11 protein-coding genes are annotated in these 12,488 nt (G+C 71.6%); 3 read left to right on the top strand and 8 right to left on the bottom strand.

Annotated features, from left to right (window positions below; genetic code table 11):
• Window positions 1-179: 179 nt before the first annotated feature.
• Entirely contained in the window at window positions 180-872 is a 693-nt protein-coding gene (locus ACGFR7_RS19825) for a DUF2848 domain-containing protein (RefSeq protein WP_393320602.1), read from the bottom strand.
• 125 nt (window positions 873-997) lie between these two features.
• On the opposite strand from ACGFR7_RS19825, the gene ACGFR7_RS19820 reads away from it, so the two are divergent.
• Entirely contained in the window at window positions 998-2,386 is a 1,389-nt protein-coding gene (locus ACGFR7_RS19820; protein ID WP_393320599.1) for an MFS transporter, read from the top strand.
• A 71-nt stretch (window positions 2,387-2,457) separates the two neighbouring features.
• Entirely contained in the window at window positions 2,458-3,252 is a 795-nt protein-coding gene (locus tag ACGFR7_RS19815) for a carbon-nitrogen hydrolase family protein (RefSeq protein WP_393320596.1), read from the top strand.
• 17 nt (window positions 3,253-3,269) lie between these two features.
• Here ACGFR7_RS19815 and ACGFR7_RS19810 read toward each other — a convergent pair whose 3' ends face one another.
• The 4 genes from ACGFR7_RS19810 to ACGFR7_RS19795 form a co-directional block, all read right to left on the bottom strand.
• Complete coding sequence (locus ACGFR7_RS19810; RefSeq protein WP_393320593.1) at window positions 3,270-3,896, bottom strand: GntR family transcriptional regulator; 627 nt, start codon at window positions 3,894-3,896, stop codon at window positions 3,270-3,272.
• A 116-nt stretch (window positions 3,897-4,012) separates the two neighbouring features.
• Window positions 4,013-4,651, bottom strand: a complete 639-nt coding sequence (locus ACGFR7_RS19805; protein WP_393320590.1) for a lactate utilization protein C — start codon at window positions 4,649-4,651, stop codon at window positions 4,013-4,015.
• Window positions 4,648-6,219, bottom strand: coding sequence for a lactate utilization protein B (locus tag ACGFR7_RS19800; RefSeq protein WP_393320587.1), 1,572 nt, complete (start codon window positions 6,217-6,219; stop codon window positions 4,648-4,650). Before ACGFR7_RS19800 ends, ACGFR7_RS19805 begins: the two co-directional genes overlap by 4 nt.
• On the bottom strand, window positions 6,216-6,983 hold the full coding sequence (locus tag ACGFR7_RS19795) for a (Fe-S)-binding protein (RefSeq protein ID WP_393320584.1): 768 nt from the start codon (window positions 6,981-6,983) through the stop codon (window positions 6,216-6,218). Before ACGFR7_RS19795 ends, ACGFR7_RS19800 begins: the two co-directional genes overlap by 4 nt.
• 213 nt (window positions 6,984-7,196) lie before the next feature.
• On the opposite strand from ACGFR7_RS19795, the gene ACGFR7_RS19790 reads away from it, so the two are divergent.
• Window positions 7,197-8,870: an L-lactate permease gene (locus ACGFR7_RS19790; RefSeq protein ID WP_393320581.1), complete on the top strand. Its 1,674-nt coding sequence runs from the start codon at window positions 7,197-7,199 to the stop codon at window positions 8,868-8,870.
• Window positions 8,871-8,983: 113 nt separating this feature from the next.
• Here the strand turns inward: ACGFR7_RS19790 and ACGFR7_RS19785 are convergent, their stop codons facing one another.
• The 3 genes from ACGFR7_RS19785 to solA form a co-directional block, all read right to left on the bottom strand.
• The gene (locus ACGFR7_RS19785; RefSeq protein ID WP_393320578.1) at window positions 8,984-9,790 is read right to left on the bottom strand and encodes a FadR/GntR family transcriptional regulator; all 807 of its coding nucleotides are present in this window, start codon (window positions 9,788-9,790) and stop codon (window positions 8,984-8,986) included.
• A gap of 329 nt (window positions 9,791-10,119) precedes the next feature.
• Window positions 10,120-11,292 carry an aromatic ring-hydroxylating dioxygenase subunit alpha gene (locus tag ACGFR7_RS19780; protein ID WP_393320576.1) on the bottom strand — a complete coding sequence of 391 codons (1,173 nt, stop codon included), beginning with the start codon at window positions 11,290-11,292 and terminating at the stop codon, window positions 10,120-10,122.
• A gap of 10 nt (window positions 11,293-11,302) precedes the next feature.
• Window positions 11,303-12,460, bottom strand: a complete 1,158-nt coding sequence (gene solA / locus ACGFR7_RS19775) for an N-methyl-L-tryptophan oxidase (protein ID WP_393320573.1) — start codon at window positions 12,458-12,460, stop codon at window positions 11,303-11,305.
• Window positions 12,461-12,488: the final 28 nt, after the last annotated feature.

Genomic DNA, 12,488 nt, shown 5'->3' with positions numbered 1-12,488 from the left:
GCGGCGGCCGCGGGATCCGGTCCCGTACGGGCCGGGCAGGCGCCTCCACCGGGAGGGGCGCCTGCCCGGCCCGCCGTCCTGGGCGGCGGCGATGCCCGCGGGCGGGCCGGCGGGTCAACCGAGCGGCCCGGGGGGCACGCCGGCTGATCAGCCGGTCGACTGCGGCGCCCGCCGGCGGATCAGCCGATCGGCTCCGGCATCGGAACGACGTCATAGGCCAGGGCGATGACGTTCCCGGTGGCCGGGTCCGCGAGTTCGACGCGCCAGCGGGCCGCGAACTGGTCGACGCCCTCCCGCATCGGGATGGTGCCCGATATCAGGACCGTGCCGGGCCGCAGGTCACCGCGCTCACGCAGGACCTCGGCCCAGTAGCCGGGAGTCAGCAGCTCACCCGCCGTCCCGTCCTGGAGGAGGACTTCCTCGCCGCCGCCGACGGGGGTCACCCAGGAACGCAGGGTCAGGGTGTCGAGGCGGTCGGCGACATCGGCAAGGCGCCATGCCGTACGGGCGAGCACATCGGGGCCGGCGTTCTTGCTCCAGGCCACGCCGTGCGCCTCCAGTGCACGGTCGGTGTGGTCGCAGGCCGCGGTGAGCAGCAGGTCCCCCGTCTCGTCCACGACCAGTGCCCACTCCGCCTCGCCCGAGGTGCGGGCGTGCTGCACCGGGACCTCGGCGGTCTGCTGGCCCAGGTAGGGCGCGACCGGGTAGAGAGCGGGGACGGTGGACGGTGCGGGCACGCCGAGTTCGACCAGTTCCGCGACATGGGCGGCCACATCGGCTTGGCTGCGGCCGGCGTATCCGGCGTTGAGCAGCCTCGACACCTCGACCCTGCGCTGTGTTCCGTCAGGGAGCTCGAAGGTCAGAGCGGCCATGGTTCCTCCAGGTCACAGTGGGTTGCGCGGAAGTAAATTCGCTCCCCGGAAGGGTTGCGCATACGCCTTGTATACAGCAAGTATGCCCTGCAGTGCAGCAACCGACTCCGAGGTGGCCCTGACCCATGGACAACGAAGAACACCCCGGGGCGCAGCTCCGCAAGGCGCCCCGCCCCGACCGTGGCGCGCTGGTGCGCGCCTTCGTCGCCAGCCTGACCGGCACCTCGCTGGAGTGGTACGACTTCGCGGTCTACTCGGCCGCCTCGGCGCTGGTTTTCGGCAAGCTCTTCTTCCCGTCGGCCGACGCGCTGACCGGCACCCTGCTGGCGTTCTCCACCTATGCCGTCGGCTACGTTTCGCGGCCGCTCGGCGGGTTCCTCTTCGGGCGGCTGGGGGATGTGATCGGCCGCAAGAAGGTGCTGGTGGCGACGCTGGTGCTGATCGGGACCGCCACGGTGCTGATCGGCCTGCTGCCCACCCAGGCCGCCATCGGCCCGGCCGCGCCGGCCGCGCTGGTCGCCCTGCGCTTCGCCCAGGGCGTCGGCGTCGGCGGCGAATGGGGTGGCGCCGTACTGCTGACCAGCGAGTACGGGGATTCCCGCAAGCGCGGCTTCTGGGCCTCGGCGGCGCAGATCGGCCCGCCCGCCGGCAATCTGTTGGCCAACGGCGTGCTGGCGGCCCTCGGCTCGCTCCTGACCGAGCAGCAGTTCCTGGCCTGGGGCTGGCGGATCGCCTTTCTGCTCTCCGGCGTCCTGGTGGTCTTCGGGCTGTGGATCAGGGTGCGCCTGGAGGAGACCCCGGTGTTCCGGGCCATGGAGGCGAGCGGCAACCGGTCCGAGGCGCCGATCCGCGAGGTGTTCACGACCCAGCCGCGGGCCCTGGTGGCCGCGATCCTCAGCCGGGTCGCGCCGGACGTGCTCTATGCGATGTTCACCGTCTTCGTCCTCACCTACGCCACCGAGCACCTTGGCCTGCCCCGGGGAAAGGCGCTGGCGGCCGTACTGATCGGCTCGGCGCTGCAGATCGTGCTGATCCCGCTGGCCGGGGCGCTGTCGGACCGCTGGAACCGGCGCCGGATGTACCTCGGTGGCGCGGTCGCCGCCGCGGTGTGGCCGTTTGTGTTCTTCCCGATGGCGGACAGCGGTTCCTGGGGACTGCTGGTGCTGGGCGTGGTGGTGGCGCTGGCGATCCACTCCCTGCTGTACGGGCCGCAGGCCGCGTTCGTCGCCGAGCAGTTCACCCCGCGGCTGCGCTACACCGGGTCGTCGCTGGCGTACACCCTGGCCGGGGTGATCGGCGGGGCCGTCGCTCCGCTGCTGTTCACCGCGCTGCTCGGCTCGTTCGGCAGTTGGCTGCCGCTGGCGCTGTATCTGGCCGGAACCGCCGTGGTCACCATCGTGGGCGTGCTGCTGGGGCGGGATCCGGCGCACGATGAGGACGAGGAGTTCACCCGCCCGGCGAAGGGCGCCGGGCGGTCGCCGGGGAGGATGGTCCGGGAGGCACCCGGCCGCTGAGGCGGTCCGCCCGGCACCAGGTTCCGCAGAGTTCCGACGACACCGACCGGCACGAGAGAAGAGAGATCCGTATGCGCATCGCGCTGTGCCAGATGACGGCATCGACCGATCCCAAGGAAAACCTCGTGGACGTCCAGGACCAGGTCCGTCGCGCGGCGCGCGAGGAGGCCCGGCTGGTGGTCCTGCCCGAGGCGGCCATGGTGCGGTTCGGGGCGCCGCTCGCCGCGGTGGCCGAGCCGCTGGACGGGCCGTGGGCCGAGGGGGTCAGGGCGGTTGCCCGGGAGACGGGGGTGACGGTGGTGGCGGGCATGTTCACCCCTGCGCCCGACGGGCGGGTGGCCAACACCCTGCTGGCCACCGGACCCGAGGTCGAGGAGTCCTACGACAAGATCCATCTGTATGACGCCTTCGGCTTCCGGGAGTCCGACACGGTCGCCCCGGGCCACCGGGTGGTGACCATCGATGTCGACGGCGTCCGGGTGGGCCTGGCGACGTGCTACGACCTGCGGTTCCCGGAGCTGTTCCGGGCGCATGCGGACGCGGGGGCGACGCTGTCGTTGCTGCCCGCGTCCTGGGCCGCGGGGCCGGGCAAGCGCGCGCAGTGGGATCTGCTGGTGCGGGCGCGCGCCCTGGACGCGACGCTCTGGCTCGCGGCCGTCGACCAGGCCGCCCCGGATCCGCAGGCCGATCCGGAGGCCCCCGCCGAGGCTCCGAACGGCGTCGGGCACACCGCGCTGATCGGGCCCGACGGGACCGTCCGCGCTCAGCTGGGCGGCACGGCCGACCTGCTGGTCGCGGACGTGGACCCCGAGGAGGCCACCCGGGTGCGGCGGGCCGTGGCGGTGCTGGACAACCGGAAGCTGTAGGCCCTGGCCGCCGCGGGTCAGGCGGCCAGGAGGATGCGCTGGGTCGCCTCGATGTGGCTGTCGATGGCCGCACAGGCGGCCGCGGCGTCGCCGGCCACCAAGCCGTCGAGGATCTGCCGGTGCTCGGCAAGTACCTCGTCCTGGCGGTTGCCGGAGCGGTAGAGGGCCAGGACGCCGGCCCGGATCTGGCGGCTGCGCAGGGCGTCGTACTGGCGGCTCATCAACGTGTTGCCGACGGCGGCCACAAGAGTGGCGTGAAAGCGGTGGTCGGCGTCGATGAACTCCTTGGTGGTCGCCTCACCCCGCAGGGTGTCCTGGTGGGCCAGGACCTCCGCCATCTCGCCGACGGGTGCGGTCCCGTGATCCGTCGTACGCTTCGCGGCGAAGCGCTCGATCAGACCGCGCATCTCCATCAGTTCCCTGATCTCGCGGCCGGAGAGCGGGGCGATATGCGCGCCGCGCTTGGGCACCAGCCGCACCAGGTCCTCGGCGGCGAGCAGCAGCAGGGCCTCGCGGATCGGAGTGCGGGAGACACCGATGCGGTCCGCGATCTCCTGCTCGGACAGGAACCGGTCCTGCATCTCCGGGTCGGTCAGCACGCTGTCCTTGAGATACGCGTAGGCCTTCTCGCGCCCCGACTGCATCGCCCGCTCTCCCCTGCCCTCTGAAATTGCATACAACACGTATGCGCAGGCTACATGGTGGGTGCCCGCCACGACGCCCCGTGCTCACCGTTCCTGACGGGACGCCATGCGTCCCGTCATACGTCGGTGCGGATCACCACCTCCAGGGTGCGCGGGCCGTGCACGCCCTCCACCCGCTCCAGCTCGATGTCGGAGGTGGCCGAGGGGCCGCTGATCAGCGTGATCGGGTGCTCCGGCCGGAGGTGTGCCAGCGCCTCCGGCACGCCGGTCCGCACCGACGACAGGTCGACGACACACACGTGCAGATCGGGGACGAGGGTGAGCGCGCGCCGCCCCTGGTCCGCCGCGGCGCCGTCCAGGAAGATCGTGCCGGTCTCGGCGCAGCTGACCGCGGAGGCCGTCACCACCCCGTCCAGCACGTCGAGCCGGGGCGCCGGAACGTCCGGGGAGTCGGTGCGGACCTCCCCGTCCCACCCGGCCAGCCAGGCCGGATCGAGCCCCGCAGGGACCCCGATCCGCCGTGTGCCATGTGCCCGCAGCGCCTCGGCGACCACCGCCGCGGTGGTGCCGGCCGTGCAGGTGCGCACCTGCGCCTTGTAGTCGACGAGCCGGTCGGCGAAGAGGGCGAGCCGTTCGCCGTCGGGGAGGGCGCGTCCGGTGCGGTAGGCGCGGGGGACGGTCGCCTCGGGCCGGTCGGAGCGGGCCAGCGCGTCCTGGACGTGTCGCAGCACCGTCTCCCGTGCGGTCGCGGTCACTGTGCCTCCTGCGGATCGTCATCGGTGTGCCGGGCGCCGTCCTCCGCCGCCGCCCGCATCGCGGCCGCGCCGTCGGCGGAGGCGAACCAGGAGCGGAAGGACTGCTTGGGCGGGGCCGGGGTGTCGCGGCTGTCGCTCCAGCCCCGGAACGGCGGCGGCAGACGGGAGAACGTGCCGCTCCGCCCCGCCACCACGCGCCCGAGCCCCGCCGCCTTCTGTGCGGCCGTGAACAGCTTGGGCTGCTTCATGACCGCGGCCGCGGCCTTCATCGCCAGCTTCTCCGCGGTCGTTCCGGACTCTTCGGTGTGCTGGTGGCGCAGCTCGACCAGCAGCGACGGTATGTCGATCTTCACCGGACAGGCGTCGAAGCAGGCCCCGCACAGACTGGAGGCGTACGGAAGCGAGCTGTTGGGGTCGTCCTTGGCGGCGTGCATACCGGCGAGCTGCGGGGTGAGCACCGCGCCGATCGGGCCGGGGTAGGTCGATCCGTAGGCATGGCCGCCGGTCCGTTCGTACACCGGGCAGACATTGAGGCAGGCCGAGCAGCGGATGCAGTTCAGCGCCTCGCGCCCGATCGTGTCGGCGAGCGCCGCCGTCCGCCCGTTGTCGAGCAGCACGAGGTGGAACTCCTGCGGGCCGTCGCCCGGCGTCACGCCCGTCCACAGCGAGGTGTACGGGTTCATCCGCTCGCCGGTCGAGGAGCGCGGCAGCAGCTGGAGGAAGACTTCCAGGTCCTGGAAGCGCGGCAGGACCTTCTCGATGCCCATGACGGTGATCAGCGTCTCGGGCAGGGTCAGGCACATCCGGCCGTTGCCCTCGGACTCGACCACCGACAGGGTGCCGGTCTCGGCGATCCCGAAGTTGGCACCGGAGACGGCCACCTTGGCGGTCATGAACTTCTCACGCAGATACGTGCGTGCCGCGGCGGCCAGTCCGGCGGGGGTGGCGTCCAGGGCGGGATCGACGCCGGGGATCCGGCGGAGGAAGATCTCACGGATCTCGTCGCGGTTGCGGTGGATCGCGGGGACCAGGATGTGCGACGGACGGTCGTCGGCGAGCTGCACGATCAGCTCGGCCAGGTCGGTTTCCAGGGCGGTGATGCCCTGGCCCTCCAGGTGCTCGTTGAGGCCGGTCTCCTGGGTGGCCATGGACTTGACCTTCAGGACCTCGTCGCTGCCGGTCCGCCGGACCAGCCGGGTGACGATCTCGTTGGCCTCGATGCCGTCGCGCGCCCAGTGGACGGTGCCGCCGTGCTGGGTGACCTTCCGCTCCAACTGCTCCAGCAGCTCGGGCAGCCGGTTCATGGTGTCGGTCTTGATCGCCGAGCCGGCGTCGCGCAGTGCCTCCCAGTCGGGCAGTTCACCGGTGACGTCCAGGCGCTTGGCGCGGATGGAGTGGGTGGCCTTGCCCAGATTGCGGCGCAACTGCTCGTTGCCCAGCTCGTCGTGGGCGGCCCGGGGGAAGGTGCGCTCGCCCCGCAGATGGCCCGTCCCGTACGGGGAGCGCGGGGGCACGGCGGGCATGCCGAGGAAGGTGCCGCGCGCCGAGGGGCCGGTCGGAATGCTCATCGGGCGGCCTCCGTCAGGGCGTGGGGCGCGGTGCGGGTGGCGGCGAGGATCTGCGCCAAGTGCAGTGTTCGCGTACCGGCCCCGATGCGGGAGAGGCCGCCGCCGATGTGCATCAGACAGGACGAGTCGCCCGCTGTGCACACCTCGGCGCCCGTGCCGGCGATGTGGTCCATCTTGTCCCGCAGCATCGCGGTGGAGGTGCCGGCGTTCTTGACCGCGAAAGTGCCGCCGAAGCCGCAGCATGCGTCGGCCTCGGGAAGTTCCACCAGGTCGATGCCCTCGACGGCGCGCAGCAGCCGCAGCGGTTTCTCGCCCACCCGCAGCATCCGCAGGGAGTGGCAGGTGGGGTGGTAGGTCACGCGGTGGGGGAAGTACGCGCCGACGTCGGTCACGTCGAGCACGTCGACGAGGAATTCGGACAGCTCGTACGTCTTGGCCTTCACGGCGGCGACCCCGGCGCGCAGCGCGGCGTCCCCGTACCGTGCGGCGACGGTCTCGTGCTGATGGCGGACCGAGCCCGCGCACGACCCGGACGGCATCACCACCGCCTCGATCGACGGGTCGCCGAACTGCTCGGCGAAGTTCCGCACCAGCGGCACCGGCTCCCGCTGGTAGCCGGTGTTGACATGCATCTGGCCACAGCAGGTCTGCTGCGGCGGGAACACCACCTCGTGCCCCAGACGGGCCAGCAGGACCGCGGTGGATTTCACCGCCTCCGGGAAGAGCGTGTCTCCCAGGCAGGTGGCGAAGAGCGCGATGCGCATGGAGCCTCCCTCGCTTATGGTCCGACCATACGCGCTCCGGACCGAAGAGAAAAGTAAGGGCGGAGTTTGGTCCGACCTTATTGACATGCGACATCTTCAATGGGCTACTGAGGGCCGATTCTCAGCCACCGGGCGCGCCGCTCTCGCCGGGCACGGGAGGTTCCGACCGGACGGACGGCGCGCAGAACTCGATGACTCGATGAGGAGCACTCCGTGGCCACCACACCACCCGCCGTCCTGGCGGCCTACACCCCCGACGTGGCCGCCGTCGGGGACAGCCTCACCGCCACCGCCCTCCTGGGGCTGGTCCCCCTGGCGACCTTCTTCGTGCTGCTGATGGCGGCCCGGCGCCCGGCGCTGCACTCCGCCCTCGGCGCCCTGCTGGCCGCGCTGCTGGTCGCGGTCCTCGGCTACGGGATGCCCCTGCGGCTCGGCGCACTCTCCGCCGCCCAGGGTCTGGCCTTCGGCCTCTTCCCGGTGATGCTGATCGTGGTCTCGGCCATCTGGTTCTACGAACTCACCGTGGTCAGCAACCGCTTCGAGGACCTGCGCCGCTCCTTCAACTCCGTCGGCCGCGGCGATCTGCGCATCCAGGCCATGCTCATCGCGTTCTGCTTCGGCGGGCTTCTCGAAGCCCTCGCCGGGTTCGGCGCCCCCGTCGCGATCACCGCCGCCATGCTGATGGCGCTCGGCCTGCCGCGACTCACCTCGGCCGTGACCGTCCTGGTCGCCAACACCGCACCCGTCGCCTTCGGCGCCATGGCCATCCCCATCACCACCGCGGGCACGCTCACCGGCATACCGGCCGGGGACCTCGCCGGCGTGATCGGCCGTCAGAGCCCGCTGCTCGCCCTCTTCGTCCCGCTGCTGCTGCTCTTCCTCGTCGACGGACGGCGCGGGCTGCGGCAGCTGTGGCCCATCGCCCTGGTCACCGGGGCGGTGTTCGCCCTCGCCCAGTTCTGGTGCTCGGCCCACTTCGCGTACGAGCTCACCGATGTCGTCGCCGCGCTCGCCGGCTTCGGCGCCGCCGTGGTCATGCTGCGCTTCTGGTCCCCCACGACGCCGGACGACCAGCGCTCCCGGGTCGAGGCCGAACCGCTGACCGGCCGCCGCGTCTGCCTCGCCGTCCTGCCGTACCTCCTGGTGATCGCGGTCTTCGCCCTCGCCAAGCTCCGCATCGGCGGACTCGACATCCCCCGGCTGCTCGGTGCCGCCACCCTCCAGCTCAACTGGCCCGGCCTGTACGGGAATCTTTTGGCCGCCGACGGTTCCCCCGCGGGCAGCGCGGTCTACAAGCTGGAGATCCTGGCCAATCCCGGCTCCCTGCTGATCCTCTCCGGCCTCCTCGTGATGCTGATCTACAGCCGCGCAAAGGACTCCGACCGCTTCCCGATGACCGCGCGCACGGGCCTGGTCTGCGCCGGGCGCACCGTGCGGAACATGCGGACCGCCATCGCCACGGTCGCCACCGTCCTGGCCCTGAGCTACGTGATGAACCAGTCGGGCCAGACCCTCGCCATCGGCACCTGGCTCGCCGCCACCGGCGGCTTCTTCGCCGTGCTCTCCCCGGTCCTCGGCTGGCTCGGCACCGCCGTCACCGGCTCGGACACCTCGTCGAACGCGTTGTTCGCCACGCTCCAGCAGACCGCGGGAAAGGCCGTGGGCATCGACCCGACCCTGCTGGTGGCCGCCAATACCACCGGCGGAGTCGTCGGCAAACTCATCAGCCCGCAGAACCTGACCATCGCGGCGACCGCGGTGGAACAGCCCGGCACCGAGCGGATCCTGCTGCGCAAGGTCGCCGGGTACAGCGTCGCGATGCTGGCGGTGCTGTGCGTCCTGGTCGCGCTCCAGTCGCTGCCGGTGCCGTCCTGGATGCTGCCGTAGGGAAACGGGGAGGAAGGAGAAGGGGCGGGGTGGGTCGACCTGGGGTGGGGTCACCCCAGGCGCCGGCCCTGACGCGGCTTTCGCCTACGGGTCCGGGCCTTCGCCCGGACGGCTCAGCCTTCCCGGGCTTCCCGGTCCGCCTCGTCCGCCTCGTCCGCCTCGTCCGCCTCGTCCGCCTCGTCCGCCTCGTCCGCCTGGGGCTTCTCGTCGACCAATGTGCCGTGGAAACCACGGATATGTGCCTCGACCAGGTCGGCGGCCTTCGCTCCCTTGCCCGCACGCACCAGACGCAGCAGCTCGGCGTGCTCGGCGTTCAGCGCACCCGCCGTGGCCGGCCAGTCCTCCGCCGTCTCCAGCGCCCGCAGGATCAGCGGACGCACCGACTCCCGTACGGCCGAGGTGAGGGTGGAGGTGAGCTGATTGCCCGAGCTACGGGCGATGGCGACATGGAACCGGGTGTCCAGGTCGTTGAAATCGACGACCCCCACCTCGGGCTCCTGCATACGCGCGAGGAGCGCTTCGGCCTCGTCGAGGTCCTGTACCGAAGCGTGCTCCGCGGCGGCCTCGAAGCTGGAACGCTCCAGCACCACCCGGGCCTCCAGCACGTCGTGCAGGCTGTAGCTCCCCAGAGCGAAGTGCAGGCGCAGCAGCCGGCCCAGTGCGTCGTCCGGGTTGCGTACGATCCGCGCCCCCGCGTCCGGCCCACGGCCCGCCTGCGCGACCAGCACCCCGATCGTCTCCAGCACCCGCAGCGCCTCGCGCAGCGCGGACCGGCTGACGCCGAGCACCGGTGCCAGCTCTCTCTCGGGCGGCAAACGGTCCCCGGCCTTGAGCTCTCCGGTGAGCACCCGTTCCTCGATACGCTCCAGCACGAGCTCATGTGTGCGCGACTGCCGCACAGGTCGCCATTCGGCAGACATCCACCACTCCCCGGCTCGGCCCCGTGCTCCCTTGGCAAAACTATGTCACACAGAGGGTGTGGTCGGACCATATGGCCCGAGCTCAGGGCGCCCGTTCCCCAGGCGGGCCGGGGGAACGGGCGCAGGCGCACGGTGCACGAGGCCGCTCCGCGAACAGCGCCGCGCCCGGACCTCCAGATGCCGTAGTGGGCGTCGTGCGCCCGCCAGGGATCAAGGGATCACGGGACAACCCTTAGGCTCGCGGCATCGGAAACATGGTCGCCGCCCCAGAGGTGATCTCCCGCGCCCGCCCGGTGCGCGCGGCCCCTCAGCGGCCCTCGAAGAGCAGTTCAGGCGTCCTCTCCCGCCAGGCGGTCGGTGACCCAGTGGTGGAAGGCGCCGATGTGGTGCTCGCTGGGCACCAGCACCCCGCCGGCACGGTAGGCGCGCGAGCTCATCGCGGGCTGGGTGCGCTCACAGGCCTCGAAGTCCTGGGAGTTGACCCGGTGGAAGAGCTCGACGGACTTGGAGAGGTCGGCACCGGAGTCGACGACCTCGGGCAGATACAGCCAGTCGCACTCGACGACGGTGCGGTCGGGGGCCATCGGGAACATCCGGTGGACGATGACATGGTCCGGGACGAGGTTGACGAACACCTGCGGCCGGACGGTGATCGCGTAGTAGCGGCGGTCCTGGGTGTCCTCGATACCGGGGAGCCGGCCGAAGCCCTCGGTGCCGTCCACGGTGAATCCGGTGGCCTCCTCGGAGAAGGCCGCGCCATGGCCGACGTAGTACTGGGCGGCGAATCCGTCGGCGAACTCCGGGAGGACTTCGGTGAGTTCGGGGTGGATGGTGCCGCAGTGGTAGCACTCCATGAAGTTCTCGATGATGAGCTTCCAGTTGGCGCGCACGTCATAGGTCAGGCGCTTGCCGAGGGCGAGCCCTTCGGTGCGGTAGCGGTCGAGGCAGGCGGCGTCACCCAGCCGCTCGACGGCCGCGCCGATCACGGTGTCCTCGAAGGACGGCGGCTCATCGGCCAGGCACACCCAGGCGTAGCCGAGCCATTCGCGGAGCGGGACGGTGACCAGACCGCGTTCGGTGCGGTCGATGTCCGGCATCCTCTGCAGGTTGGGGGCGGCCACCAGACGGCCGTCGAGGTCGTAGGTCCAGGCGTGGTAGGGGCACTGCAGGTTGCGGCGGACCTCGCCGGACTCCTCGGTGCACAGCTGCGCGCCGCGGTGCCGGCAGATGTTGAGGAAGGCGCGCAAGTCCCCGGCGCGGTTGCGGGTGATCAGCACGCTCTCCCGGCCGATCCGGACCGTACGGAAGGCTCCGGGCCTTCCCAGGTCGGCGCTGCGGACCGCGCAGAACCACAGCCGCTCGAAGATCTTCTCCTGCTCCTGGCGGAAGATGCCGGGGTCGGTGTAGTAGTGGCCGGCGAGGGTGGCGATCAGGCTCGGGGAGGCGCCGGCCGCGGGCGGGGTGGCCGGGGCCGGGGCGGTCTCGGTGTGAGTGGTCGTCATGACGGTCTCCTCAAGCGGCCGCGGCGGGCCTGCGGGGGTCGAACAGCTCGATGGGGTGCGCGGTGGCCCCGGTCAGCGCGAGGTCGGCGACGATCTCGCCGACCACGGGGACGAACTTGAAGCCGTGTCCGGAGAATCCGCAGGCGACGGTCACGGTCTCCGGGTGGGCGGGGTGCCGGGTGATCACGAAGTGCTCGTCGGGGGTGTTGGAGTACATGCAGGTGGCGGCCTTGAGGAAGCGGCCGGGGAGGGCGGGGACACGGGGGCGCATCTGGTCGGCCATGGCCCGTACCTCGTGGTCGTGCACCGTGCGTTCGATGGTCTCCGGGGTGCAGACGGTGCCCTTGCGGAAGAACGCGACCTTGGCGCCGCCGCCGGGGCCGTCGATCGACGGGAAGCCGTAGACCTGGACGCCCCGGTCGTCCTCCCAGATGTAGATCGGGTGCCGCTCGGGGACGAAGGGCGCGGTGCCGCCGTCGGGGGCGAACCAGTACATGACCTGCCGTTCGATGGTGAACGGCACACCCAGGTCGGTGAGCAGCTGGGGTGCCCAGGCGCCCGGGCAGATCACCAACTGGCCCGCGGTGTACGTGTCTTCGGGGGTGTGGACGCGGACCCCGCAACCGCCGGGCAGCTCCTCCCAGCGGGTGACCGGTTCCTCGAAGTGCAGCTCGGCACCGTCCTGGCCGGCCAGCTGGATCTGCGCGGCGACGGTGTACTCCGGCCGGACCAGGCCCGCCCGCGCCTCGTACAGCGCGACCTCGTCCTCGGCGGGCGTGAGGGTCGGGAAGCGGCGGCGGATCTCCTCGGGGCCGAGCATCTCGTGCGGGAGGTCCCACCGGCGGGCGGATTCCAGACTGCCGGCGACGGTGCGGCTGTCGGGGCGGCCGATCATCACCCCGCCGCAGAGGGTGGTGATCTCGCGGCCGGTGTCCCGCTCCAGCTTCTCGTACAGCTCGTAGGAGCGCAGCAGCAGCGGGACGTAGGCAGGGTCCTCGAAGTAGGACTGCCGGGTGATACGGGAGCCACCGTGGCTGGAGCCGCGGTGGTGCACCGGGCCGAACTTCTCCAGGCCCAGGACCCGGGCGCCGCGGGCGGCGAGATGGTGGGCGGCGGCGCTGCCCATGCCGCCGAGGCCGAGGACGATGACGTCGTAGGTGGGAGCCATGCGGTTGCTCCTTCTGCGTACGGGGGAC

It is taken from the genome of Streptomyces sp. NPDC048516, assembly GCF_043199875.1.
Classification (GTDB): Bacteria; Actinomycetota; Actinomycetes; order Streptomycetales; family Streptomycetaceae; genus Streptomyces.
The sequence above is the reverse complement of the archived record's forward strand: the minus strand, read 5'-3'. Positions and strand labels throughout refer to the sequence as shown.